We start from the raw sequence: 25,647 nt of genomic DNA on the forward strand, positions 1-25,647 counted from the left end.
GGACCTGTTCAAAGGACCCCGGTGGCGGCTTCCCGCCCCTTCTCGACCAGGGTCAGGGTTTCGCCGTCGGTTTCCAGCACGGTGATCGAAGCGTGGTCCGGGCGGAAGCTCAGCACCCGGTCGTCGCCGGCCAGCAGCGAGATGACGGCATTGATGGCCACATAGTGCGAGAACACCGCCGTGCCGCCCCGGGCGGCGACCGCGCGGGCGATGTCGCGCCGCCAGGCGTCATAGTCGAGGTCGCCGTCGATCTGCGCCCAGGTCCCCTGGAACGAGCGCCGGAGCCAGGGCCCGCGGTCGGCCTGGGCGAGCGCCCTCGGCGTCGGGATCTCGCCGACGATGGGGTCCACCTGCACCGCGACCCCCAGCGCCGCGGCGGTCGGCTCGGCCGTTTCACGGCAGCGGCGCAGCGGCGAGCTCACCACCAGCTGCGGCCGCTCGGCCGCCGGCAGGGCCATCAGCCAGTCACGCGCCGCGCGGGCCTGCGCCTGGCCGGTTCCGTCGAGTCCGGGGTCGTCGTCGGCCTCGCCCCAGACGGCGGCGGGCTTGCCGTGGCGGATCAGGTAGAGGCGGGTCATCGATCAATCCGGGATGAACAGGTTGGTCTGGCCGTCGTCGGCGGGACGCACGGTCCCGGTGCGCCCCACCTGCTCCACCGCCTCGAAGGCCGTCAACGTCTCGGGATCGGCCGGCGTGTGCGCCACGAACCGCCGGTCCGAGGCGTCGCGCCCGATCACGATGCCCAGGAACGGACCCTCGCGGCGGTGGACCACGGTGTAGGTTTCGATCCTGGCGGCGCCTTGCGGCTGTTCGATGACGGCTGGATGCGGCAGGGCGTCGATCTGGCGCTGCAGGACGCCAGGGTCCTCGCGCTCGAAGGGACGGCCGGGCGATCGGGTCGAATAGACGCCGGTCGACTGCTTGGTCAGGAACCAGCCGTTGGCGGTCACCAGACCGTAGGCCCCGGGCCGGCGCCGCAGCTTCTGCATCATCCCGGCGATCGAGTGCATGGCGTAGTTGTTGCCGGGGCCGCCGGCGTACGGCAGGCCGCCGGTGACGGTCAGGCCGCGCGGATCGTCCAGCGCCAGGCCGAGTTCCTCCGCCCCGATCTCCACCGCCACCGGGAAGCAGGAATAGAGGTCGATCAGGCCGATGGCGTCCAGCCCGACGCCGGCCATCTCCAGCGCCCGCTGGCCGGTCAGCCGCATGGCGGGGCTGGAGTGGAAGTCCTGCCGGTCGATGGGATTCCACAGGTCGGCGGCGTCGGCGCAGCCGTGCAGGTAGACCCACCTGTCTTCCGGCACGCCCAGTTCGCGGGCCTTGCGCTCGCTGGCGACGATCACCGCGGCCGACTGGTCGACCTCCATGATGGCGTTGAGCAGCTTCGGATAGGGAAAGCCCACCATCCGGTTCTTCTCCGAGACGGCGACCAGCTCCTCCGCCGTGCGCTCGACGGGGAACCAGGCCTCGGGATTCTCCGCCGCGACCTTGGTGAAGGGCGCGAACAGCTCGCCCAGCCGGCGCTGGTGGTCGGGGATCGAGCGGCGGTCGCGGGCCCGGAGCGCGTTCTCGAACAGCGGATAGGTGTTGATCGGCCGGCCGAGGCCGTGGCGGGCTTCGTAGGGGCTGACGCCGGGCCGCGGATCGCCGATCCGCTCGGGCGCCGGCAGCTCCTGGTCCTCGCGCCAGTCGTCGAAGCCCAGCCCCCGGGTGAGCCGCTTGACCGCCGAGCCCAGGAACTCGCAGCCCACTGCAAGGCCAAGCTCGGTCTCGCCGCGGGCGATCCGCTCGCAGAGCACGTTCACCAGCTGCTGCGGGGTGTTCCCGCCCATGTGCGAATAGACCGCCCAGCGCGGGCTGGCGCCGATCTGTTGCGACAGGCTGGCGGGGGGATTGGAGGCGTGCGGCACGGCCCGGCCGCCGCCCGGCGCGTCGACCGTGAAGCCGACCACGGCGAGCGCGTCGATCGCCGCCAGCTGGCGGGCCGACAGCCCGGCGTCCAAGGCCGCGCGTTCCGCCGCAAGTTTCAGCAGGGCGACCGGCGACGGCGAAGCTGCCGGATCGCCGCGATAGCTGAATTGGCCCGCTCCGATCATAACTGGAGTGTTGTCGCCCATTCCCTGCCCGCCTCCGCACCCCGGTCAGCGGCGATCCTAGGCGCCGGAACCGCGCTCACAAGGCGAAACCCGCACTGACCGGTTTTTGACCTCTAGGCGCCTTCTTTTCGGGCGCCGGTCAAAGTTCAAGGCGCGGAAGGCCCGGCGCAGCGTGGCCGCCCTTGTCGCCCGACGCTGCGGCGTGCTCCGTCCGCGGCGACCGCCGGGGCGGCGTCGCACGGGTGCAAGCGGGCCATGAAGAAGATCGAAGCCGTCATCAAGCCGTTCAAGCTGGACGAGGTGAAGGAAGCCCTGCAGGAGCTCGGCGTCCAGGGCATGACGGTGATCGAGGCCAAGGGCTACGGACGCCAGAAGGGCCAGACCGAGCTTTACCGCGGCGCCGAGTACGTCGTGGACTTCCTGCCCAAGATCAAGATCGAGGTCGTGGTGGCCGATGACCAGCTCGACCGCGCCCTGGAAGCGATCGCCGGCGCCGCGCGCACCGGCCGCATCGGCGACGGCAAGATCTTCGTCTCCGAGATCATCGACATCATGCGCATCCGGACCGGGGAAACCGGCCCGGCGGCGATCTAAGCCAACCCAATATCGAGATAACCAAAGGGGATCATGACCATGGCCACCTCCAAAGACATCCTGGCCCAGATCAAGGAAAAGGACGTCAAATACGTCGACGTCCGCTTCACCGACGTCCGCGGCCAGATGCAGCACGTCACCTTCGACATCGACCTGGTCGACGAGGAGTTCCTCAACGACGGCACGATGTTCGACGGCTCTTCGATCGCCGGCTGGAAGGCGATCAACGAGTCCGACATGAAGCTGCGGCCGGACCTGGCCTCGGCCCACATCGACCCGTTCTACCAGCAGACCACGATGGTGCTGTTCTGCGACGTGGTGAACCCGGACACCAACACCCCCTACAACCGCGACCCGCGGTCGATCGCCAAGCAGGCGCTGACCTATGTGAAGTCGGCCGGCATCGGCGACACCGTCTTCTTCGGCCCCGAGGCCGAGTTCTTCATCTTCGACGACGTCCGCTGGGGCACCTCGCCCGAAAACACCTTCTACGCCTACGACTCCTCCGAGCTGCCGCTGAGCTCGACCAAGTCGTTCCCGGAAGGCAACATGGGCCACCGCCCGGGCCCCAAGGGCGGCTACTTCCCGGTCAACCCGACGGACTCCGGCCAGGACCTGCGCGGCGAGATGCTGGCGGTGATGGGCGAGCTGGGCATGATGCCTGAAAAGCACCACCACGAGGTGGCGCCCGCCCAGCACGAGCTCGGCCTGAAGTTCTCCGACCTGCTGACCATGGCCGACCGCCTTCAGCTCTATAAGTACGTGATCAAGAACGTCGCCCACGCCTACGGCAAGACCGCGACCTTCATGGCCAAGCCGATGTTCGCCGACAACGGCTCGGGCATGCACGTGCACCAGTCGATCTGGAAGGACGGCAAGCCGCTGTTCGCCGGCGACAAGTACGCCGGCCTCTCGGACATGTGCCTCTGGTACATCGGCGGCATCATCAAGCACGCCAAGGCCATCAACGCCTTCGCCAACTCGACGACCAACTCCTACAAGCGCCTGGTGCCGGGCTACGAAGCCCCGGTGAAGCTGGCCTACTCGGCCCGCAACCGCTCGGCCTCCATCCGCATCCCGCACGTCGACTCGCCGAAGGGCAAGCGGATCGAAGCCCGCTTCCCCGACCCGATGGGCAACCCCTACCTGACCTTCGTGGCCCTGCTGATGGCCGGCCTCGACGGGATCGAGAACAAGATCGATCCGGGTCCGGCCATGGACAAGAACCTCTACGACCTGCCGCCGCGCGAGCAGAAGAAGGTCCCCGAGGTCTGCGGTTCGCTGCGCGAGGCGCTCGAGAATCTCGACAAGGACCGCGCCTTCCTCAAGAAGGGCGGCGTCATGGACGACGACTTCATCGACTCCTACATCGAGCTGAAGATGGAGGAAGTCATGCGCCTCCAACTCCACCCGCACCCGGTGGAATTCGACATGTACTTCAAGTGCTAGTCGACGTCGGCTGACGCGAGGCAAGAGGGCCGCGGAGCAATCCGCGGCCCTTTTTGCTGCCGAACACCGGTCGCCATTTGCCCGCCGGCGCGAAGCAGACCTACAAATGCTGCACCTCCTGGCATCAAGGTGCACCTGCGTTGAAACTTGCCCTCGTCGCTTTCGCTTCCCTGCTGGCGCTCGCCGGTTCCGCCGCAGCCCAGCCCTCCGAGGGCCCGCAGCCGGCGCCCATGCCGCCGCCGATCGCCGCCCCGCAGGACGTGGCCTTTCCGGGCGTCCTGCGCCTGGATGTGGACGCCACCGACCTCGATCGGCGGATCTTCCGGGTCAAGGAGACCATCCCCGTCCCCCGCGCCGGGCCGATGACCCTGCTCTACCCGGCCTGGCTTCCCGGCAACCATTCGCCCAGCGGCCCGCTGGACAAGGTCGCCGGCCTGATCGTCCGCGCCAACGGCCAGCCGATCGCCTGGACCCGCGACCCAGTGAACGTCTTCGCCTTCCACGTGGACGTGCCGCAAGGCGCCGCCGCCCTGGACGTCGAGTTCCAGTACGTCTCGCCCACCGCCACGGACCAGGGCCGGGTGGTGATGACGCCGGAGATGCTGAACCTGCAGTGGAACGCGGTGGCGCTCTATCCGGCGGGCTATTTCACCCGCCGTATCCAGGTCGATCCCAGCGTGCGCCTGCCGGCCGGCTGGGGTTTCGGCGCCGCCCTGGAGACCGCCTCGACCGTGGCCGGCGTGACCCGGTTCAAGCCGGTCGGCTTCGACACCCTGGTGGACTCGCCGATGTTCGCCGGCCGCTACTTCAAGCAGATCGACCTCGATCCGGGCGGCCGTTCGCCGGTGCGCCTCAACATCGTCGCCGATCGTCCCGAGCTGCTGGAGATCAAGCCCGAGCAGGTCGAACTGCACCGCGCCCTGATCCGGCAGGCGGACAGGCTCTACGGCGCGCGGCACTACGACCACTACGACATGCTGCTGGCGCTGACCGAACGCATGGGCGGCATCGGCCTGGAGCACCACCGGTCGAGCGAGAACGGCACGACGCCGGACTACTTCACCGAATGGGCCCGGAACGCCCCGGCCCGCAACCTGCTGCCGCACGAGTACAACCACTCCTGGGACGGCAAGTACCGCCGGCCCGCGGACCTGTGGACGCCGACCTTCAACGTGCCGATGCGCGACAGCCTGTTGTGGGTCTACGAGGGCCAGGACCAGTACTGGGGCTATGTGCTGGGCGCGCGTTCCGGGCTGAACACCGTGCAGCAGACCCTCGACGCCCTGGCCAGCACCGCGGCGGCCTATTCCGACGGCCGGCCGGGCCGCAAGTGGCGCAGCGTCGAAGACACCACCAACGACCCGATCATCGCCCAGCGCCGACCGATCCCGTGGCTCAGCTGGCAGCGCAGCGAGGATTACTATTCGGAAGGCCAGCTGGTCTGGCTCGACGCCGACACGCTGATCCGCGAGAAGTCCGGCGGCAAGAAGTCCCTCGACGACTTCGCCCGCGCCTTCTTCGGGATGAACGACGGCAGCTGGACCGAGCTGACCTACACCTTCGACGACGTGGTCGCCGCTCTCAACCAGGTCATGCCCTACGACTGGGCCGGCTTCCTGACCGCCCGGATCCGCCAGGTCGCGCCGGAGCCGCCGCTCGCCGGCCTCGCCCGCGGCGGCTACCGGCTGGTCTACACCGACAAGCCCACCGAGTTCTGGAAGGACAACGAGGCGTCGCGGAAGATCGTCGACCTGACCTATTCGCTGGGCCTGGTGCTCAACCGCGAGACGACGCTCACCAGCGTCCTGTGGGACAGCCCCGCCTTCAAGGCGGGGCTGACGGTCGGCGACAAGATCGTGGCGGTCAACGGCATCGCCTACGACACCGAGCGGCTGAAGGAGGCGATCACCGCGGCCAAGGGCGGCCAGCCGGTCAGCCTGCTGGTCAAGGACGGCGACCACTACCGCACCGTGGCGATCGACTACCGCGACGGCCTGCGCTACCCGCGCCTGGAGCGGATCCCCGGCACGCCGGACCGCCTCGCGGCCATCTACGCGCCGAGGAAGTAGGCCCTGCGCGGACGAAGGCGGCGGCTGCGCCGCATTGCCTTCGTCCGCCCGCCGATTCATACCGGGGGACCCAGAATCGCGACACCCTCCCCCACATGCCGAAGCCTTCCACCCAGTCCCTGCCCGACCTGTTCGACGATGCGCTGAACCCTGCGCCGGCCGCCCCGCTGGCGGAGAGCCATGAGCCGCGCCCCGACCCGGTGGCGGTGGGCCTGAAGGCGCCGTCCGGCTACTCGGCCAAGGACATCGAGGTCCTCGAGGGCCTGGAGCCGGTCCGCAAGCGGCCGGGCATGTACATCGGCGGCACTGACGAGCGGGCCCTGCACCACCTGTTCGCCGAGGTGCTGGACAACGCCATGGACGAGGCGGTCGCCGGCCACGCCAAGGTCATCGAGGTCAGCCTCGACGCCGACGGCCAGTTGACGGTCAAGGACGACGGCCGCGGCATCCCCGTCGACCCGCACCCGAAGCACCCCGGAAAGTCGGCGCTGGAGGTCATCATGACCGTCCTGCACTCCGGCGGGAAATTCTCGGGCAAGGCCTACGAGACCTCCGGCGGCCTGCACGGCGTCGGCGTCTCGGTGGTCAACGCGCTCTCCGAACGGGTCGAGGTCACCGCCTGGAAGGACGGCTTCGAGTGGCGCCAGGCCTTCACCCGCGGCAAGCCGCTGGGCGGCATCGAGAAGCTCGCCCCCACCCGCAAGCACGGCACCGCCATCGCGTTCACGCCCGACCCGGTGATCTTCGGCGAAGGCGTGGCCTTCAAGCCCGCCCGCCTCTACCGGATGGCCCGCTCCAAGGCCTACCTGTTCGGCGGCGTCGAAATTCGCTGGAAGTGCGACCCGGCGCGCATCCACGACCAGACGCCGGCCGAGGCGGTGTTCCGCTTCCCCAATGGCCTCGCCGACTTCCTGGCCGAGCGGGTCAAGGACATCGAGACCGTCACCCCGGAGCCGTTCGCCGGCCGCTACGCCCGCCCGGGCGAGGCCGGCAAGGTCGAGTGGGCGATCACCTGGACGCCGGCCGGCTTCGGCGAAGCCGACGGCTTCATGCAGTCCTACTGCAACACCGTGCCGACCCCGGAAGGCGGCACCCACGAGGCGGGCCTGCGCGCGGCGCTGACGCGGGGGCTCAAGGCCTACGCCGAGCTCACCGGCGAGAAGCGCGGCGGCCTGCTGACCGCCGAGGACGTGGTGGCCCAGGCCGGGGCCCTGGTCAGCGTCTTCGTCGCCAATCCGGAATTCCAGGGCCAGACCAAGGAGCGGCTGTCCTCGGCCGACGCCCAGCGGCTGGTGGAAAACGCCCTGCGCGATCCCTTCGACCACTGGCTCACCGCCCAGCCCAAGGCCGCCACCGCCCTCCTGCAGTTCGTCATCGAGCGCGCCGAGGAGCGGCTGAAGCGGCGCAAGGACAAGGAAGTCGCCCGCGCCTCGGCCACCCGCAAGCTGCGCCTGCCCGGCAAACTGGCCGACTGTTCGGGCCAGGCCACCGACGGCACCGAGATCTTCCTGGTCGAAGGCGACTCGGCCGGCGGCTCCGCCAAGCAGGCGCGTGACCGCCGCACCCAGGCGATCCTGCCGCTGCGGGGCAAGATCCTCAACGTCGCCTCGGCGTCGCTGGACAAGATGGGCGGCAACAAGGAGCTGTCCGACCTGATGCTGGCGCTCGGCGTCCAGGGCGGCTCGAAGTTCAAGGAAGAGGACCTGCGCTACGAGCGGGTGGTCATCATGACCGACGCCGACGTGGACGGCGCCCACATCGCCAGCCTGCTGATCACCTTCTTCTACCGCACCATGCCGGAGATGATCCGCTCGGGCCGCCTCTACCTGGCGCTGCCGCCGCTCTATCGCCTGAGCCACGGGACCAAGGTGGTCTACGCCCGCGACGACGCCCATCGCGACGAGCTGCTGGCCACCGAGTTCAAGGGCAAGAAGCCGGAGATCAGCCGCTTCAAGGGCCTGGGCGAGATGATGCCGGCGCAGCTGAAGGAGACCACCATGGATCCTTCCAAGCGCACCCTTGCGCGCGTCACCCTGCCCCGCGCCGAGGAGGCGGTGGAGAGCCTGGTGGAGCAGCTGATGGGCCGCAAGCCCGAGTTGCGCTTCCAGTTCATCCAGGAAAACGCCGAGTTCGCGGTCGCCGACCTCGACGTCTAGGACCGGAACACGGTTCAGCCTGCGCACGTTTGGCCTATGAGACCAGGAGGTCGCCGATGGCCAAGAAAACGAAGAGCTTCCTGCCCAAGCGGATCGCGGGCGTGAAGGTGCCGAAGTCGGTGCGCAAGGGCCGGCTGGGCGAACTGCTCGCCTCGCGGACCGGCCAGGCGCTGATCGCCGAAGCCCTTATGGCGGCCGGCGCGGTCGGCGCGGCGAAGAAGACCGCCGACAGTCCCAAGGCGCAGCATCTAATGGCCGACGCAGCGGACAAGATGAAGACCCTCGGCGGTGACGCCAAGCACAAGGCCGGGGACGCCAAGGACAAGGTGGAGGAGGCAGGCTCGACCTTCGCCTTCGCGCTCGGCGAGGCCGCCCGCTCGTTCGCCGCCGCCCTCGATCGCCACAACGGCATCCCCCACGACGGGGACTTGTCCGGAGCCAGCGAGACCTGGACGCCCGACTACGGCGGGCCCGACGACGGAAAAAAAAAGCAAGCCGCGCCCGAGGCGGGGCCGCTGTTCTGACCACCGTTGGCCGGCGCTACCCCGCGGCAAGCGCGTGGACGAGCGGACTTGAGCCGCGCGACGCCGGCCTCGCCGGGCGACTGGCCGCCATCGGCACGCGGGGGCTGGTGCGGTTCGCCCGCTGGCGGGGTCGCAAGGAGGCCGAGGCGGAATTTGCACGGGCTTCGACGAACTCGACTTTCCGAGGCTTCATACAGATCAACCTGATCCGGCCGCGATGACCGCGCGGACCGGCCGATTCGGGCTCCCTGAACCCCGGCGGCGCCGAACGCGTTGACTTGTCGTGTGCTGTCCGTATCTTCCGCGCGCGTGGCGATCTCCGTCCGCGCCGCCGCGGTACGCCAGCCTCAATTCCTATCCGAGGGATACGGCGCGGCCCCGCTCTTATCGTAACGAATGACCGAATTTTCAGAACTGGGCCTCTCGCCTGCGACCCTGCAGGCCGTCGCCGACACCGGTTACACGACCGCAACACCCATCCAGGCGGAGGCCATTCCCTTCGCGCTGCAGGGCCGCGACGTGCTGGGCATCGCCCAGACCGGCACCGGCAAGACCGCCGCCTTCACCCTTCCGATGATCGACCGGCTGAAGGCCGGCCGCTCCAAGGCGCGCATGCCGCGCGCCCTGGTCATCGCCCCCACCCGTGAGCTGGCCGACCAGGTCTCGCTGTCCTTCGAGAAGTACGCCAAGGGCCAGAAGCTCTCCTGGGCGCTCTTGATCGGCGGCGTCTCCTTCTCCGACCAGGAGTTGAAGCTCGACCGCGGCGTGGACGTGCTGATCGCCACCCCGGGCCGCCTGCTCGACCACTTCGAGCGCGGCAAGCTCCTGATGACCGGGGTGCAGATCATGGTCGTCGACGAGGCCGACCGGATGCTCGACATGGGCTTCATCCCGGACCTCGAGCGCATCTTCAAGCTGACGCCGGCCAAGAAGCAGACGCTGTTCTTCTCCGCGACCATGCCGCCGGAGATCACCCGGCTCACCAAGCAGTTCCTCAACGACCCGATCCGCATCGAGGCCTCGCGCCCGGCGACGACGGCGGAGACCATCACCCAGTACCTGGTGCGGATCCCCACCATCGACCCGAAGGCCAAGCGGACAGCCCTGCGGACGCTGATCGGCCGCGACGACGTGCGCAACGGCATCGTCTTCTGCAACCGTAAGTCGGAAGTCGACATCGTCGCCAAGTCGCTGAAGACCCACGGCTTCGACGCCGCCCCGATCCACGGCGACCTCGACCAGACGACGCGGATGCGGACGCTGGAGAGCTTCCGCAACGGCTCGCTGAAGCTGCTCTGCGCTTCCGACGTCGCCGCCCGCGGCCTCGACATCCCCGACGTCAGCCACGTCTTCAACTACGACGTGCCGCACCACGCCGACGACTACGTCCACCGCATCGGGCGCACCGGGCGCGCCGGCCGCTCGGGCCAGGCGTTCATGATCGCCACCCCCGCCGACAGCCGCAACCTCGACAAGGTGCTGAAGCTGACCGGCAAGGCGCCGGAGGAGATCACCCTCGATCTCGACTGGGCCAGCCTGAAGGACGAGCCCCGCGCCGGCCGCGGCGGCGAACGTTCGGGCCGAGGCGGCGAACGCTCCGGCCGCAGCGGCGCACGCCCGGGCCGCGAACGCGACCACGCCCCGCGCGAACAGCGTCCGCGCCACGACCAGGCCTCCACCAGCCCCTTCGACCCCACCGCCGAGGTGGCCCCGGTCGCGGTGACCGCCGAAGCTGCGCCGGCGCAGGAGCCGCGCGCCCCGCGCAGCCGCCGCGCACGCGGCGGGCGTGGCGAACGGGCTGAACGCCCCGAACACGCTGAGCGCACAGAGCGCAGCGAAGCGCGTCCCGCGCCCGCGGCCGCCGAGGCGGCCCCGCCGCCGGTGGCGCGCGAGCCGGAACGGGATCGCGACCGCCCCCGCCGCGACCGGCCGGAGCGCTCCGCGCGTCCGGAGCGGGCCGAACGCGCCGGCGGCCGATCGGAACGCCTCGAGCCGGACCGTCCCGACCGCAACCGTCGCGACCGCGAGGACGGCGACGGCGTCGTGGGCTTCGGCTCCGACGTCCCGGCCTTCCTGGCGAAGGCGCCAGCCCCCCGCCCCGCCGACGACTGATCGGCGGAACCTGCGCGCGCCTTAACCCGGCGTTTGGGCTCAGGCGGTAGCATTGCGGTCGGGAACGGGTGCAAGCGCTGGTTGCGCTGCGCCCTGTCGGGAAGGGCGCCATGGTCGCAGACGTCGAAACCTTGCTGCGTGGACCGAAGGCCTACGGCCTGGCCCGCAAGGCGCTGGAAGCGATGGAAGCGCACAAGGTCTGGCCGACCGCGCTGAACTATGAGCTGTGGGTCCACTACGTCGCGGCCAAGGACAGCCCGCTGGGCGCCGAGATCACCCAGATCATCGCCTCCGGCGAGGCCTTCACCGACATCGTCGGCGAGGCGCTGGCCGCGGAGTTCCTGCCCAAGGCCAAGCTGAACGGCGAGATCCTCGACGCCGGCGACGCCCTGTCGAAGGAATTGGACTCGGTGTCCCGGGCGATCGAATCGGCCCGCGAATCCAGCGAGGCCTATGGCGAACAGCTGGCCACCGCCTCGCAGTCGCTCGAGGTCGAGGACACGGCCGCCTTCAAGACCATCGTCAGCACCCTGACCTCGGCCACCCAGCGCGTGCTGGGCGAGAACAAGACCCTGGAGACCCAGCTCGCCGACACCACCGCCGAGGTGGGCCGGCTGAAGGAGCACCTGGAGCTGGTGCGCCGCGACGCCATGACCGACGGCCTGACCAACCTCGCCAACCGCAAGGCCTTCGACGAGGCGCTGGAGCGGGCCTGCGAGGCGGCGGAGAGCCGCGGCCAGCCGCTGACCCTGGCAGTCATCGACATCGACCACTTCAAGACCTTCAACGACACCTGGGGCCACCAGACCGGCGACCAGGTGATCCGCTACGTGGCCAGCGTCATCGGTCGGGTGGGCGCGGCCCCGCGCACCGCGGCGCGCTATGGCGGCGAGGAATTCGCCCTGGTGTTCCCGGACGAGAGCACCCGCTCGGCGCTGACGACGATGGAGGAGATCCGCGAGGAGATCTCGTCGCGGATCCTGAAGCGCCGGTCGACCAACGAAGACCTCGGCGCCGTCACCGTCTCGGTGGGCCTGGCCGAGCGCCAGCCCGGCGAGGGCGTGACCAGCCTGGTCGAGCGCGCCGACGCCGCCCTCTACGCCTCCAAGCACGCCGGCCGCAACCGCACCTCCGCCGCCGACCCGGTCTCCGCCGCCGCAGCGGCCGCCTGAACCGCCGACGTTTTTCGCTAGCCTGCCGCCGGGGTATGCTCCGCTAGATCGAGCCCGCACAACGAGGCTCGTTCCAGGGAGGACGCCATGGACGGCGCGGCGACGGCAACCAAGGTCAGAACCTCGGCCGAGGACGGTGTGGGCGTCATCACGCTCAGCGATCCCACCACGCTCAACGCGGCGGGCCTGGATCTCATGCGCGAGCTGGTCGCCGCCTTCGAGGGCTTCGTGGCCGACGACGCGGTGCGCGCCATCGTGCTCACCGGTGAAGGCCGGGGCTTCTGTTCCGGCGCGAACCTCTCTGGCGGCGGGGCGGGCGACCGCGGCGCCGCGGCCGGGCCGAACCAGGCGCTGCTGAAGACCTACAACCCGTTCGTCAGCGCGGTGCGCCGCTCGCCCAAGCCCCTGGTGGCCGCGGTGAACGGCGTGGCGGCGGGCGTCGGCGCGTCCCTGGCCCTGGTCTGCGACCTGATCGTCGCGGCGGAGAGCGCCTACTTCCTGCAGGCCTTCCGCCGCATCGGCCTGGTCCCGGACGGCGGCGCCACCTACCTGCTGCCGCGGCTGGTCGGCAAGGCACGCGCCATGGAGCTGACCCTGCTGGGCGAGAAGCTGCCGGCGGCGACAGCGCTGGAGTGGGGCCTGATCAACCGCTGCGTCCCCGACGCCGAGCTGATGCCGAAGGCGATGGAGTTGGCCCGGGCGCTGGCCGACGGGCCGAAGTCGCTGGGCTACACCCGCAACCTGATCTGGGAGTCGCTCGACGCCACCTGGCACGAGCAGATCGAGGCCGAGGCCTACAAGCAGGGCGACGCCGGCCGGACGGAAGACGCCCGCGAGGGCGTGCTGGCCTTCATCCAGAAGCGCGTGGCCCAGTTCAAGGGCCGCTGAGCTCGCTACCCGGGCTCCCTATTCCGCGCTGGCCGGCTCGATGGTGACGCTCTCGCCGCATCCGCAGGCGTCGGTCTCGTTGGGATTGCGGAACACGAACTTGGCCGAGAGCTTGGTCGCCTCGTAGTCGATCTCGGTGCCCACCAGGAACAGCACCGCCTTGGGTTCGACCAGGATGGTGACGCCCTTGTCCTCGACCACCTCGTCCAGCGGGTTGGCGGCCTCGGCGTACTCCAGGACGTACTCCTGCCCGGCGCAGCCGCCGTTCTTCACCCCGACGCGCAGCGCCATATAGGGCTTGTCGGCCTTGCCCATGATCTCGCGCACGCGGTCGGCGGCGCGCTCGGTGAGCGTGACCACCTTCGGCCGGGGCCGGCGGGCGCGGGGTTGTGGGGTGACGGACAGGTTTTCCATCAGAACATGTTCAATTGCAGCTTGGCCTCGTCGGACATCCGCGAGGGATCCCACGGCGGATCGAACACCAGCTCGACCTTGCACGAACGGATCTCGGGCAGTTCGCGCACCGCATCCTCGACCCAGCCGGGCATGTCGCCGGCCACCGGGCAGCCGGGCGCGGTCAGCGTCATGTCGATGACCACGTCCTTGTCGTCCGAGACGTCGACCTTGTAGATCAGCCCCAGCTCGTAGATGTCGACCGGGATCTCCGGGTCGAACACCGTCTTCAGCTTCTCGATCAGCTGGTCGGTCAGGGCGTCCAGCTCGGCCTGGCTGAGCGGCGTCGTCGACTGGGTTTCGATGGCTGCGGCGTCGTCCATGGGGCTCACGTTACGCGAAGAAAGCTTGTGTCTTGGTCAAGGCGTCCACGAAAGCGTCCGCCTCGTCGTGGGTATTATATAGGGCGAAGGAAGCGCGGGCGCTCGATGTGACGCCGAAACGCTTCATCAGCGGCTCGGCGCAGTGCGTCCCGGCCCGCACCGCGACGCCATAACGGTCCAGGATCTGCGCCACGTCGTGGGCGTGCGCCCCGTCGACCGTGAACGACAGGATAGCGCCCTTGTCCGGCGCCTCGCCCAGCACCCGCAGCCAGTTGGCCCCGGCGAGCCGCTCGCGGACGTGCTGGTAGAGCTCGTGCTCGTGGCGGGCGATGGCGATCCGGTCGAGGCCGGAGAGCCAGTCGATGGCCGCGCCAAAGCCGATCGCCTCCAGGATCGGCGGCGTGCCGGCCTCGAAGCGGTGCGGCGGGTCGGCGTATGTGATGGTCTCCAGGCTCACCGCGCCGATCATCTCGCCGCCGCCCTGGTATGGGGGCAAGGCGGCCAGGCGCTCGCCCTTGCCGTAGAGGGCGCCGATACCGGTCGGGCCATAGAGCTTGTGGCCGGAGAAGACGTAGAAATCGACGTCCAGCGCCTTCACGTCCACCGGCTTGTGGGCGATGGCCTGGCAGCCGTCGAGCAGCACCAGGGCGCCGGCCTCATGCGCCATCCGCGTCAGGTCCATCACCGGGTTGATGGTCCCCAGCACGTTGGACATGTGCGACAGCGCCACCACCCGCGTGCGGGGCCCGAGCAGGCTCTGGAAGGCCTCCAGGTCCAGCTGGCCGTCATCGGTGACGGGCGTGAACTTCAGCACCACGCCGCGGCGCTCGCGCAGGAAGTGCCAGGGGACGATGTTGGCGTGGTGCTCCATCTCGGAGAGCAGGATCTCGTCGCCCTCGCCGAGGCTGGCGCCCAGGCCGGCGGCGACCAGGTTGATGGCCTCCGTGCCGCCCTTGGTGAACACCACCTCGTTGGGCTCCGCGCCGATGAAGGCCGCGACCTTCCTGCGGGCGCCCTCGAAGGCCTCGGTGGTCTCGTTGGCCAGGGTGTGCAGGCCGCGGTGCACGTTGGAGTACGAGTGCTCCATGGCGTGGGTCATGGCCTCGATCACCGCCCGTGGCTTCTGGGCCGAGGCGGCGCTGTCGAGGTAGACCAGCGGCTTGCCGTTCACCTGCCGCTTGAGGATCGGGAACTGTTCGCGGATCGCTTCGGCGTCGAAAGCCATGGTCAGCCCTTCAGCCTTTCCGCCACCCAGGCGCGGACCACCTCGCGGGCGGCCTCGTGCTCGATCCGGTCCACCACCTCGCCCACGAAGGCCGCGGTGAGCATCGACCGGGCTTCGGGCTCCGGAATGCCGCGCTGGCGGGCGTAGAACAGCGCCTCGTCGTCCAGGGCGCCCACGGTGTTGCCGTGCGCGCAGGCCACGTCGTCGGCGTAGATCTCCAGCTCCGGCTTGGCGTCCACCTCGGCGCGGTCGGAGAGGATCAGCGCATGGTGGCCCATGCGCGCGTCGGTGCGGTCGGCGCCCTCGGACACCACGATCCGGCCCTGGAAGACGCCGCGCGCCTGGTCGCGGACCACGCCCTTGGTCAATTGCACGGTGGCGCCGTCGGTCCCGGCGTGGGTGACCACCGTGGTCTGGTCGGCGTGGCGCTTGTCGGCCAGCAGGTAGACGCCGTTGAGGCGCAGGCTGGCCTCGCCGCCGGGATGGGCGACGCGGGTCTCGATCCGCTGGCGCCGCGCGCCGGAGGTCAGCACCGTCTGGGAGAAGCTCGCGCCGGGCGACAGGGTCACCTCGGCCTGGCTGACCGACACCGCCTCGGCGTCGTCCTGCGCCAGCACGATGCGCTCCACGACCGCGCCCTCGCCGAGGCTGATGGCCAGCGAGGTCTGCGAGAGGTAGCCGCCCTCGCCTTCGTAGCTCTCCAGCAGGCGCAGCCGGCCGCCGGCCGCCACGCTGATGCTCACCCGCGCCGCATGGGCGCCGGCGCCGCGCGCGACGATCCGCAGGGCGTGCTCGGCGCTCTCGCCGGGCCGGACCTCGATGCGGGCGTCGCCACGGCCGTTGGCGATGACCGTCTGCGGCGCCAGGCCATCGAACGGGCCGGCCGGCAGGCCTGCGGGATCGAGCAGGGCCGAGGCGTCCGGCAGCACGCGGACCAGGCCGCGCAGGTCGGTCCAGCGCCAGTCCTCGTCGCGCTTGCCCGGCAGCTCGGCGACGTCGCCGGTCTTGATGGCGGAGGCGAGACTCAAGCGGCCCTCGCGTAGCGGTCGTAGCCTTCGCGCTCCAGCTCGTGGGCCAGTTCCGGCCCGCCGGAGGCGACGATCCGGCCGGCGGCCAGCACATGGACGCGGTCGGGTTTGATGTAGTCGAGCAGGCGCTGGTAATGGGTGATCACCAGCATCGAGCGGTCCGGCGCGCGCAGCGCGTTCACGCCGTCGGCGACGATCCGCAGGGCGTCGATATCGAGCCCGGAATCGGTCTCGTCGAGGATCAGGAAGCGCGGCGAAAGCATCGCCATTTGAAGGATTTCCATCCGCTTCTTCTCACCGCCGGAGAAGCCGACGTTGAGCGCGCGCTTGAGCATCTCGAAGTCGATCTTCAGCGCCGCCGCCTTCTCGCGGGCGAGCTTGAGGAAGGCCGGGGCGGCGATCTCGTCCTCGCCGCGGGCCCGGCGCTGGGCGTTGAGCGCGGTGCGGATGAAGGTCAGCGCCGGCACACCGGGGATCTCCAGCGGATACTGGAACGACAGGAAGACGCCGCGGGCGGCGCGCTCGTCGGGCGCCAGCGCCAGCAGGTCCTCACCGTCGAGGGTGGCGGAACCCTCGGTGACCTCATAGCCGGAACGGCCGGTGAGCACGTACGACAGCGTCGACTTGCCCGCCCCGTTCGGGCCCATGATGGCGTGCACCTCGCCGGACGGGACCTCCAGGGTCAGGCCCTTGAGGATCTCCTTGCCGTCGACGGCGGCGTGCAGGTTCTCGATCTTCAGCATGTCTAGCGGGTCTCGTCGGCGAGGAATTTGGCGAGCGCGGCGAGCGCCTCTTCGACGGTCTCCGCGCTCTCCTGCTTGCGGGGGGCGGCGGAGCCGGTGAGCGTCGAGCGCTTGTCGGCGGCGGTGACGCTGGCCTTGCCCGCCTCGAAATAGGCCGCCAGGCGGTAGTCCTGGTGGTCGAGGGAGACCGTGTAGCGGCGGCGGTCGACGGTCAGCTTGTGGCTGGCCAGGAACTCCGGATCGGCGGCCAGGGCGTCGTAGAGGCGCTCGGCGCTCGCCAGGTCCTCCTCCTGCTGCCGGCGCTCGGCCTCGGCGCGGGAGCGGCGCTCCAGCTCGCGGCGGGCGTGCTCGACCTCGAACGCGTCCTTGAGCGACAGGCGGGTGGTCTCGTTCTTCTTCGTCTTCGACGTCATCCGACGCTCCCCTCCAGCGAAATGGCGACCAGCTTCTGGGCTTCCACGGCGAATTCCATCGGCAGCTCCTGCAACACGTCCTTGACGAAGCCGTTGACCAGCAGCTGCACCGCCTCCTCCTGGCTGAGGCCGCGCTGCATCACATAGAACAGCTGGTCCTCGGAAAGCCGGGTGGTGGTGGCCTCGTGCTCGAACTTCGCCTGGCCGTTGCGGGCCTCGATATAGGGCACCGTGTGGGCCGCGCAGTGCTTGCCGATGAGCAAGGAGTCGCACTGGGTGAAGTTGCGCGCGCCCTTGGCCTTGGGGTGGGCCGAGACAAGGCCGCGGTAGGTGTTCGAGCTCTTCCCGGCGCTGATGCCCTTGGAGATGATCCGCGAGCGGGTGTCGCGGCCCAGGTGGATCATCTTGGTGCCGGTGTCGGCCTGCTGGCGGCCGTTGGTGATGGCGATCGAGTAGAACTCGCCCGAGCTGCCGTCGCCGCGCAGGATGCAGGACGGGTACTTCCAGGTGATCGAGGAGCCCGTCTCCACCTGGGTCCAGGAGACCTTGGAGCGGTCGCCGCGGCAGTCGGCGCGCTTGGTGACGAAGTTGTAGATGCCGCCCTTGCCGGTCTCCGGATCGCCCGGGTACCAGTTCTGGACGGTGGAATATTTGATCTCGGCGTCGTCCAGCGCGACCAGCTCGACCACGGCGGCGTGCAGCTGGTTCTCATCGCGCATCGGTGCGGTGCAGCCTTCCAGGTAGGAGACGTAGGACCCCTTGTCGGCGATGATCAGGGTGCGCTCGAACTGGCCGGAATTCTCCGCATTGATGCGGAAATAGGTGGAGAGCTCCATCGGGCAGCGGACGCCCGGCGGGATGTAGACGAAGCTGCCGTCGGAGAAGACCGCCGCGTTCAGGCAGGCGAAGTAGTTGTCGCTGACCGGCACCACCGAGCCCAGGTACTGGCGCACCAGCTCGCCGTGCTCGCGGATCGCCTCGCTCATGGAACAGAAGATCACCCCGGCCTCGGCCAGCTCCTTCTTGAAGGTGGTGACCACCGAGACGCTGTCGAACACCGCGTCCACGGCGTAGCGCGGCGCGCCCTCGACGCCCGCCAGCACCTCCTGCTCGCGCAGCGGAATGCCCAGCTTCTTGTAGGTCTCCAGCAGGTCCGGATCGACCTCGTCGAGGCTCTTGGGTCCGACCTTCTGCCTGGGCGCGGCGTAGTAGTAGCTGTCCTGGTAGTCGATGCGCGGGAAGCTGACCTTGGCCCAGGAGGGCTCGTCCATCGCCAACCAGCGCTCGAAGGCGTCCAGCCGCCACTGCAGCATCCATTCCGGCTCGTCCTTCTTGGCCGAGATGAAGCGGACGATGTCGGCGTTCAGGCCCTTCGGGGCGAAGTCCTGCTCGATGTCGGTGACGAAGCCGTGCTTGTACTTCTCAAGGCTCTCGACGTGTTCGACGGTCTGACGGACGGCGGCCATTACGCTTCAACTCCTGCAGCCGCGGGCGCCCGGCGGCGCGTGGCGTGCCGCTCATGGGCTTCGAACCAGGCGTCTGCGAACCTGTTCCAGTCATTTGACGATGTGTTCCAGCCGCCGCTGACGCGGATCGCGCAGCCGGCCAGGTCGCCCTGCCCCATGGCCGCCAGCACCGGCGAGGTCTTGACCTTGCCGGACGAGCAGGCCGAGCCCGCGCTGACCATCACCCCGGCGAGATCCAGCGCCATGACCTGCAGGTCGGAGCCGAAGCCGGGGGCGGCGATGCTGAGGGTGTTGGCGAGCCGGGGGGCGGCCTCGCCCATCACCGCGCAGCCGGCGGCCTTCAGCCGTTCGGCCGCGGCGTCGCGCCAGGCGGCGTTCGCCTGGAAGGCGTCGAGGTCGCGCAGCGCCGCCTTCGCGGCCGCTCCGAAGCCGGCGATGCCCGGGACATTCTCGGTGCCGCCGCGGCGGCCGCGCTCCTGGCCGCCGCCGTGCTGGCGGCGGGAGAGCGTGGCGCGGGGGCCGAAGGTGAGCGCGCCGATCCCTTGCGGACCGCCGATCTTGTGGGCCGAGACGCTGAGGGTGTCGGCGCCCAGGGCGCGGCTGTCGACGGCGATCTTGCCGGCCGCCTGGATGGCGTCGACGTGCAGCCAGCCGTCGGCGGCGCGGACGATCTCGGCGGCCGCAGCGACCGGCTGGATCACGCCGGTCTCGTTGTTGGCCAGCATCAGGGCGACGAAGGGTTTCCCGTCGGCGGCGTCCCAGGCGGCCAGGCGGCTCCGCAGCCAGTCGAAGTCGGCGACGCCGTCGGCGGTGACCGGCAGCACCTCGACCGGGACGCCCATCACCCGCGAGGTCTCCTGGATGCTGTCGTGCTCCAGCGCCGAGACGATCAGGCGCCGCGCGCCTGCCGCCACCGCGCTCTCGATGACCAGGGCGTTGGCCTCGGTGCCGCCGGAGGTGAACACCACCGTCGAGGCCGGCGCGGCGATCAGGGCCGCGACGTCGGCCCTCGCCTGCTCGACGATGGCCCGCGCGGCGCGTCCGGCCGAGTGGATGGACGAGGGATTGCCGCCGACCTCCAGCGCATGCGCGATGGCCGCGCAGGCTTCCGGCCGCACCGGGGCGGTGGCGTTGTAGTCGAGATAGACGGGGGTGCTCATGCGGCCTGCCGGGCTGCGCCGAGGCGGCCGGTGACCACGTCGGCCAGGCTGACGGAGGACAGGTAGTCTTCGATGCGGTCGCCGAGGTCGGCCCACAGGTCGTGGGTGAGGCAGCGCTCGCCCTTCAGCATGCAGCCCTTGCCCTGGCTGGCGCAGCGGGTGGCGCGCAGCGGCTCGTCGACGGCGTGGACGATCTCGGCGATGGTGGTCTCGTCGGCGGTGCGGGCCAGGCGATAGCCCCCGCCGGGGCCGCGGGCGCTCTTCACCAGCCCCTTGCGGCGCAGGCGCGCGAAGAGCTGTTCGAGATAGGACAGCGAAATCTCCTGCCGCGCAGCGATCTCGGCCAGCGCGACGGCGCGCTCGGCGCCCGATTCGCGGCGCGCGAGGTCCGCCATCGCCATCACGGCGTATCGGCCTTTGGTGGAGAGGCGCATGGCTTTGACCCAATGCAGTTTTCGCGCGCATCCGGGCCCGCCTGTGCTACAAGCCGCCGCCTTGCGCAGGGCTCATGGCCCGGTCCGGCCGGATGGCTGCGACTTAGGAAGACCAAGCGCAGTAGTCAAGTATTCGGCCTGAGGCTGTTGAGAGGGTTCGCATGCCAGAAGTGGTTCTGACCGGCGCGGCCGGGCGGATCGAAGGCCGCTACACGCAGGGCAAGAGCGAGACGGCTCCCGTCGCGCTGATCCTGCATCCGCACCCCAAGGCGGGCGGCCAGATGAACAATCCGGTCACGGTGCAGCTCTTCCACCTGTTCATGAAGCGGGGCTTCTCGGTCCTGCGCTTCAACTTCCGCGGCGTCGGCCGCAGCCAGGGCGAGTTCGACTCCGGCATCGGCGAGCTGGCCGACGCGGCGACCGCGCTGGACTGGCTGCAGTCCACCAACCCGGCGGCGTCGCAGTGCTGGGTGGCCGGCTATTCCTTCGGCGCCTGGGTCGGCATGCAGCTCCTGATGCGGCGTCCGGAGACCGACGGCTTCATCTCGGTGTCGCCGCCGACCAACGCCTACGACTTCTCCTTCCTGGCGCCCTGCCCGGCCTCCGGCCTGATCCTGCACGGCGGCAGCGACAGCGTGGTGCCGCCGGTCGAGGTGGAGCGCGTGGTCTCCAAGCTGCGCACGCAGAAGGGCATCGTCATCGACTACGAGGTGATCGAGGGCGCCAGCCACTTCTGGGTCGAGAACCTGCCCGACGTCGAGGGCCGCGTCGGAACCTATCTCGACAAGCGCCTGGCCGCCGAGCCGGCCTGACGCGACCATGACGGCGCCGGACGACGCGATCCGCGCCCGCCGGCGGCTGACCAACAAGCTGATCGCGGCCCACGAGGCCGCGCGGCTGAGGCCGTTCTTCGCGCTGGACATCAAGCTGATCGCCGGCGACGGGGCGCTGATCCTCGGCGTCGACGCGGTGGTGGAGGCGTTCGCCGGCCAGTTCGCCGACCCGGCCTTCGTCACCTATGTGCGGACCACCGCGAGCGTCGAGCTCGACCAGGCCGGCGAGCGCGCCGCCGAGCAGGGCCGCTGGGTCGCCGACTGGACCGGCGTGGCGATGTCCGGGACCTACCTCGCGGTCTGGCGCAAGGTCACCGGCCAGTGGGTGATCGAGAGCGAGCTCTACGTGACCCTGGCCGGCTAGGGCTTCGCCGCCGGCGCCTTCACCAGCTTGCCGCCCTTGATGACGCCGGCGACGTGGGTCAGCACGCCGACGTCGGCCAGCGGGTCGCCGGCGACCGCGATCATGTCGCCGTAGTGGCCGGGGCTGAGCGCGCCGGCGTCGGCGCTGGCCCGTAGCAGGGCCGCAGCCGTGGTGGTGGCCGACTGGATCGCCTGCATCGGCGTCATGCCCCAGCGGACCATGTAGGCGAACTGCCGCGCGCCCAGGCCGTGCGGATAGACCCCGGCGTCGGTGCCGAAGCTCAGCTTCACGCCGGCCTTCACCGCCTTGCGGAAGCCCTCGCGCTGCAACTCGGTGGTGTCGCGGTTCTTGCGCAGATATTCGGCCGGCCAGCCCTCCTTGGTCCCGACCTCGTCGATCCAGTCGCCGTCGTAGATGTCCATGTCCAGCCAGACGCCCCGGGCCTTGGCGAGCGCGATGCCTTCGTCATCGATCAGCGAGGCGTGCTCGATCGAGCGCGCCCCGGCGCGGATCGCCGCCTTGACGCCCGCCGCGCCGTGGGCGTGGGCGATGCAGTAGCTGCCGTGCAGGACGGCCTCGTCGCAGGCGGCCTTCATCTCCGCCTCGGTGAGCTCCAGCTGGCCGGGCTCGCTGCCCATGGCCAGCACCGCTCCGGTGGCGATCAGCTTGATGAAGTCGGCGCCGTGCTGGAACAGGTAGCGCACCCGCTCGCGGGCCTCGTCGGGGCTGCGCACCTCGCCCAGCCGGAAATCCGCCGGGATCGCCACGTCGGGCGAGGCTCCGGTGACCGCCCCGCCGCCGCCGGGAACGGTGATGTAGGCCCCGGCCACCGTCATCCGCGGCCCCTCGACCCAGCCGGCGGCGATGGCGTTCTTCAGGGCCACGTCGTTCAGGCCGCGGTAGACGCCGACGTCGCGGACGCTGGTGAAGCCGGCATCCAGCATCACCCGAGCGGTCGCCGCGCCCTTCAGCACCGTCTCGGCGGCCGAGTGCTTCAGCGGCTCGGTGGGGTCGTTGCCCTCGGCGAAGCCGTCGGCCACGTGGGTGTGCATGTCGATCAAGCCGGGCAGGACGGTGTAGCCCGACCAGTCGATGACCCGGCCGTCCGCAGCCGGCGGCGCCCAGGCGGTGACGGCCGCGACCCGCCCATCGACCACCTTGATCAGCCGATCGGTCTCGACGACGCCCCTCTCGGGATCCACCAGGCGCCCGGCGTGGACGTAGACCACCTCGGCGTGCGCGCCGGTCGCCGCCAGCAGCGCGGCCAGCGCCAGTCCCCAGCTCTTCATCGTGCGAACTCCCCCGCCCCGACGAGTCGGGGACGGCAAGAGTGGGGGCCGCCGGCGACGCGAAATCAAGCCGCCGGCGTCAGCTCAGCGCCTGGTCCAGGTCGGCGATCAGGTCCTCGGCGTCCTCGACGCCCACCGACAGCCGGACCAGGGAGTCGGCGATGCCGATGCGGGCGCGGGTGTCCGCCGGGATGGAGGCGTGGGTCATGATCGCCGGGTGCTCGATCAGGCTCTCCACCCCGCCCAGGCTCTCGGCGAGGGTGAACAGGCGCGTGCGCTCCAGCATCCGCCGCGTGCCTTCCAGGTCGCGGTCCAGCACCACGGTGATCATGCCGCCGAAGCCGTGCATCTGCTTCTGCGCCAGGGCGTGCTGCGGGTGGCTCTCCAGGCCCGGATAGACCACCTGACCCACCCCGCGGCCCTCCAGCCAGCGGGCGACGGCCATGCCGTTGTCGCAGTGCCGCTGCATGCGCAGCGCCAGGGTCTTGATCCCCCGCAGGGTCAGGTAGCTGTCGAACGGCGAGGCCACCGCCCCCACCGCGTTCTGCAGGAAGGTGAGCTGGTCGCGCAGCTCGGCGTTGTCGCCGACCACCAGGGCGCCGCCGACCACGTCGGAGTGGCCGCCGAGGTATTTGGTGGTGGAGTGCATCACCACGTCGAAGCCCAGCTCCAGCGGCCGCTGGACGTACGGGCTGGCGAAGGTGTTGTCGGCGGCCGCGATCACCCCTCGCCGCCTGGCGAGCGCGGCGATCGCCTCCAGGTCCGCCAGGCGCAGCATCGGGTTGGTGGGCGTTTCCACCCAGATCATCCGGGTGCGCGGCGTGATCGCCGCCTCGACCGCGGCCACGTCGGCCAGGTCGACGAAGCTGAACTCCAGGGCGGCGGAGCGGCGGCGGACCTTGTCGAACAGCCGGAAGGTGCCGCCGTAGAGGTCCTCGCTGGCGATCACGTGGTCGCCGGCGTCGAAGGCGTCCAGCAGGGTGGAGATGGACGCCAGGCCGGAGGCGAAGGCGTAGCCCTTGGTCCCGCTCTCCAGGTCCGCCAGCGAGCGCTCGAGCGCGAACCGGGTCGGGTTCTGGCTGCGCGAGTACTCGAAGCCCTGGTGCACGCCGGGGCTCGCCTGGGCGTAGGTCGAGGTGGCGTAGATCGGCGGCATCACCGCGCCGGTGGACGGGTCCGGCGACTGACCGCCGTGGATCACGCGGGTGGCGAATTCCAGCCGGTTGCGTCCGTGGGTGTCGTCTTTCACGCCGCGCGCCTCAGGTAGTTGATGAGATCGATCCGGGTGATCAGCCCGAGGAATTCCCGGCCGTCGAGGACGATCGCCACCTCGTCGCGCTCGAAGATCGGCAGCAGGGCGTCCAGCGGCTCATGCGCCTGCAGGGTGTGCAGCCGCGCGGTCATCGCCGCGCTGACGGCCTGGGTGAACCGCCCCTCGGTGCGCCGGTCCTCCACCGCCTCCAGGAGGTCGCTCTCGTCGATCAGCCCGATCAGCCGCCCGTCGTCCAGCACCGGCAGTTGGGAGACGTCGGCCTGGCGCATGCGGTTGTAGGCGGTGAGAAGGGTGTCCTGTGGCCCCACCGTCACCGCCTCGCCCTGCGAGCGGGCGATCAGGTCGCGCAGGTCGCCGTGCAGGGGCCGGTCGACCAGCCCCTGCTCGGCCACCCAGGAGTCGTTGTAGACCTTGGAGAGGTATTTCGAGCCGGTGTCGCAGACCAGCGTCACCACCCGCTTGGGCTCGGTCTGCTCGCGGCAATAGCGCAACGCCGCGGCCAGCAGGGTCCCGGACGAGGAGCCGCCGAGGATGCCGGCCTTCATGAGGAGCTGCCGGGCGGTGGCGATGCTCTCCTGGTCCGGGATCGCATAGGCCTTCTTCACCAGCGACAGGTCGCAGTTGACCGGCACGAAGTCCTCGCCGATCCCCTCCACCACCCAGGAGCCGGCCGCCACCGTCTGGCCGGTCTCCACCAGCGGCGCGAGGATCGAGCCGGTGGGGTCGGCCAGCACCATCGCGGTCCGCGGCGAGACCCGGGCGAAGTAGCGGCCGATGCCGGTCAGCGTGCCGCCGGAGCCGACGCCGACCACCACCGCGTCCACGTCGCCTTCCATCTGCTCCCAGATCTCCGGGGCGGTGGTGGTCTCGTGGGCCAGCGGGTTGGCCGGGTTGGTGAACTGGTTGATGTAGACCGCGCCGGGGATCTTGGCCGCCAGGGCCTCGGCCATGTCCTGGTAGTATTCCGGGTGGCCCTTGCCGACGTCGGAACGGGTGATGCGCACGTCGACGCCCATGGCGCGCAGGTGCTGGATCTTCTCGCGGGCCATCTTGTCGGGCACCACCAGCAGCAGCGGATAGCCCTTCAGCACCGCCACCTGCGCCAGGCCCAGGCCGGTGTTGCCGGCGGTGGCTTCCACCAGCGTCCCGCCGGGCTTCAGCCGGCCGTCGGCCTCCGCCGCCTCGATCATCGAGCGGGCGATGCGGTCCTTGATGGAGCCGCCGGGATTGGCGTTCTCCAGCTTGACGAACAGCCGGCACGGGCCGGTGTCGAACCCGGAGAGCTCGACCATGGGCGTGCGCCCGATCAGGTCGAGGGTGGAGGCCGCCGGCGGCGGCAAAGGCTGGACGGTCACGCTCTCACCCAGGCTGGCGGCGGGAAATTCTTGGGGGATCAGTTTGCTTCCCTCTGTGTCCGACAAGAAACGCACGAACCGCCAGCAAGGCGCAAGACGCAGATTCATTGCCGCACTGCGGCGCGAACCGGCAAGAAACGCGCGCCGATGCAAACGCCTGCGGCGACCGATCACAGGGCGCGTCCGCACCACCATGCTAGAGGTTCGACGGGGACGTGATTCAATGGG

24 protein-coding genes are annotated in these 25,647 nt (G+C 70.1%); 10 read left to right on the top strand and 14 right to left on the bottom strand.

Features of this window, described 5'->3' with window-relative positions; translation table 11 throughout:
- Positions 1-8: 8 nt before the first annotated feature.
- Positions 9-578, bottom strand: a complete 570-nt coding sequence (locus DJ021_RS17310) for a histidine phosphatase family protein (protein ID WP_111458723.1) — start codon at positions 576-578, stop codon at positions 9-11.
- 3 nt (positions 579-581) lie between these two features.
- On the bottom strand, positions 582-2,117 hold the full coding sequence (locus tag DJ021_RS17315; protein WP_111458724.1) for an acetyl-CoA acetyltransferase: 1,536 nt from the start codon (positions 2,115-2,117) through the stop codon (positions 582-584).
- 234 nt (positions 2,118-2,351) lie between these two features.
- Here DJ021_RS17315 and DJ021_RS17320 point away from each other — a divergent pair, with 234 nt between their 5' ends.
- The 8 genes from DJ021_RS17320 (at position 2,352) to DJ021_RS17355 (ending at position 13,060) form a co-directional block, all read left to right on the top strand.
- Complete coding sequence (locus DJ021_RS17320; protein WP_111458725.1) at positions 2,352-2,690, top strand: P-II family nitrogen regulator; 339 nt, start codon at positions 2,352-2,354, stop codon at positions 2,688-2,690.
- Between the two features lie 39 nt (positions 2,691-2,729).
- Positions 2,730-4,139 carry a type I glutamate--ammonia ligase gene (glnA, locus tag DJ021_RS17325; RefSeq protein ID WP_111459161.1) on the top strand — a complete coding sequence of 470 codons (1,410 nt, stop codon included), beginning with the start codon at positions 2,730-2,732 and terminating at the stop codon, positions 4,137-4,139.
- Between the two features lie 140 nt (positions 4,140-4,279).
- On the top strand, positions 4,280-6,208 hold the full coding sequence (locus tag DJ021_RS17330; RefSeq protein WP_243626067.1) for a M61 family metallopeptidase: 1,929 nt from the start codon (positions 4,280-4,282) through the stop codon (positions 6,206-6,208).
- Positions 6,209-6,303: 95 nt separating this feature from the next.
- Positions 6,304-8,364: a DNA topoisomerase IV subunit B gene (gene parE, locus DJ021_RS17335; protein ID WP_111458727.1), complete on the top strand. Its 2,061-nt coding sequence runs from the start codon at positions 6,304-6,306 to the stop codon at positions 8,362-8,364.
- A 56-nt stretch (positions 8,365-8,420) separates the two neighbouring features.
- Positions 8,421-8,888, top strand: coding sequence for a hypothetical protein (locus DJ021_RS17340; RefSeq protein ID WP_111458728.1), 468 nt, complete (start codon positions 8,421-8,423; stop codon positions 8,886-8,888).
- A 396-nt stretch (positions 8,889-9,284) separates the two neighbouring features.
- Entirely contained in the window at positions 9,285-11,000 is a 1,716-nt protein-coding gene (locus tag DJ021_RS17345) for a DEAD/DEAH box helicase (RefSeq protein WP_111458729.1), read from the top strand.
- A gap of 110 nt (positions 11,001-11,110) precedes the next feature.
- Positions 11,111-12,172, top strand: coding sequence for a GGDEF domain-containing protein (locus DJ021_RS17350; protein ID WP_111458730.1), 1,062 nt, complete (start codon positions 11,111-11,113; stop codon positions 12,170-12,172).
- Positions 12,173-12,259: 87 nt separating this feature from the next.
- Complete coding sequence (locus DJ021_RS17355; RefSeq protein ID WP_111458731.1) at positions 12,260-13,060, top strand: enoyl-CoA hydratase/isomerase; 801 nt, start codon at positions 12,260-12,262, stop codon at positions 13,058-13,060.
- 18 nt (positions 13,061-13,078) lie between these two features.
- Here the strand turns inward: DJ021_RS17355 and DJ021_RS17360 are convergent, their stop codons facing one another.
- The 9 genes from DJ021_RS17360 to DJ021_RS17400 are packed head-to-tail and all read right to left on the bottom strand — an operon-like array spanning position 13,079 to position 20,305.
- Complete coding sequence (locus DJ021_RS17360) at positions 13,079-13,474, bottom strand: HesB/IscA family protein (RefSeq protein WP_111458732.1); 396 nt, start codon at positions 13,472-13,474, stop codon at positions 13,079-13,081.
- Entirely contained in the window at positions 13,474-13,836 is a 363-nt protein-coding gene (locus tag DJ021_RS17365) for an SUF system Fe-S cluster assembly protein (RefSeq protein ID WP_111458733.1), read from the bottom strand. The genes DJ021_RS17360 and DJ021_RS17365 overlap by 1 nt, the downstream gene beginning before the upstream one ends.
- 10 nt (positions 13,837-13,846) lie before the next feature.
- Entirely contained in the window at positions 13,847-15,061 is a 1,215-nt protein-coding gene (locus DJ021_RS17370; RefSeq protein WP_111458734.1) for an aminotransferase class V-fold PLP-dependent enzyme, read from the bottom strand.
- A gap of 2 nt (positions 15,062-15,063) precedes the next feature.
- On the bottom strand, positions 15,064-16,089 hold the full coding sequence (sufD, locus tag DJ021_RS17375; protein ID WP_111458735.1) for a Fe-S cluster assembly protein SufD: 1,026 nt from the start codon (positions 16,087-16,089) through the stop codon (positions 15,064-15,066).
- Positions 16,086-16,832 (bottom strand): Fe-S cluster assembly ATPase SufC, encoded by a 747-nt coding sequence (gene sufC, locus DJ021_RS17380; protein WP_111458736.1) that lies wholly within the window; start codon positions 16,830-16,832, stop codon positions 16,086-16,088. The genes sufD and sufC overlap by 4 nt, the downstream gene beginning before the upstream one ends.
- A 2-nt stretch (positions 16,833-16,834) precedes the next feature.
- The gene (locus DJ021_RS17385; RefSeq protein WP_111458737.1) at positions 16,835-17,245 is read right to left on the bottom strand and encodes a hypothetical protein; all 411 of its coding nucleotides are present in this window, start codon (positions 17,243-17,245) and stop codon (positions 16,835-16,837) included.
- Positions 17,242-18,711, bottom strand: coding sequence for a Fe-S cluster assembly protein SufB (gene sufB, locus DJ021_RS17390; RefSeq protein ID WP_111458738.1), 1,470 nt, complete (start codon positions 18,709-18,711; stop codon positions 17,242-17,244). The genes DJ021_RS17385 and sufB overlap by 4 nt, the downstream gene beginning before the upstream one ends.
- Positions 18,711-19,871: a cysteine desulfurase family protein gene (locus DJ021_RS17395; RefSeq protein WP_111458739.1), complete on the bottom strand. Its 1,161-nt coding sequence runs from the start codon at positions 19,869-19,871 to the stop codon at positions 18,711-18,713. Before DJ021_RS17395 ends, sufB begins: the two co-directional genes overlap by 1 nt.
- Positions 19,868-20,305, bottom strand: coding sequence for an Rrf2 family transcriptional regulator (locus DJ021_RS17400; protein WP_111458740.1), 438 nt, complete (start codon positions 20,303-20,305; stop codon positions 19,868-19,870). Before DJ021_RS17400 ends, DJ021_RS17395 begins: the two co-directional genes overlap by 4 nt.
- Before the next feature lie 161 nt (positions 20,306-20,466).
- Here DJ021_RS17400 and DJ021_RS17405 point away from each other — a divergent pair, with 161 nt between their 5' ends.
- The gene (locus tag DJ021_RS17405; RefSeq protein WP_111458741.1) at positions 20,467-21,117 is read left to right on the top strand and encodes an alpha/beta hydrolase; all 651 of its coding nucleotides are present in this window, start codon (positions 20,467-20,469) and stop codon (positions 21,115-21,117) included.
- 7 nt (positions 21,118-21,124) lie between these two features.
- Positions 21,125-21,502 carry a YybH family protein gene (locus tag DJ021_RS17410; protein WP_111458742.1) on the top strand — a complete coding sequence of 126 codons (378 nt, stop codon included), beginning with the start codon at positions 21,125-21,127 and terminating at the stop codon, positions 21,500-21,502.
- Here the strand turns inward: DJ021_RS17410 and DJ021_RS17415 are convergent.
- The 3 genes from DJ021_RS17415 to DJ021_RS17425 all read right to left on the bottom strand — a co-directional run bounded on the left by DJ021_RS17415 (position 21,499) and on the right by DJ021_RS17425 (position 25,419).
- Positions 21,499-22,791, bottom strand: coding sequence for a Xaa-Pro dipeptidase (locus DJ021_RS17415; protein WP_111458743.1), 1,293 nt, complete (start codon positions 22,789-22,791; stop codon positions 21,499-21,501). The two genes, DJ021_RS17410 and DJ021_RS17415, sit on opposite strands and share 4 nt — an antisense overlap.
- A 79-nt stretch (positions 22,792-22,870) precedes the next feature.
- The gene (locus DJ021_RS17420) at positions 22,871-24,040 is read right to left on the bottom strand and encodes a cystathionine gamma-synthase (RefSeq protein WP_111458744.1); all 1,170 of its coding nucleotides are present in this window, start codon (positions 24,038-24,040) and stop codon (positions 22,871-22,873) included.
- Positions 24,037-25,419, bottom strand: a complete 1,383-nt coding sequence (locus tag DJ021_RS17425; protein ID WP_243626068.1) for a pyridoxal-phosphate dependent enzyme — start codon at positions 25,417-25,419, stop codon at positions 24,037-24,039. The genes DJ021_RS17420 and DJ021_RS17425 overlap by 4 nt, the downstream gene beginning before the upstream one ends.
- Between the last annotated feature and the right edge of the window lie 228 nt (positions 25,420-25,647).

Source organism: Phenylobacterium hankyongense (assembly GCF_003254505.1).
In the GTDB taxonomy this organism is placed as follows: domain Bacteria; phylum Pseudomonadota; class Alphaproteobacteria; order Caulobacterales; family Caulobacteraceae; genus Phenylobacterium; species Phenylobacterium hankyongense.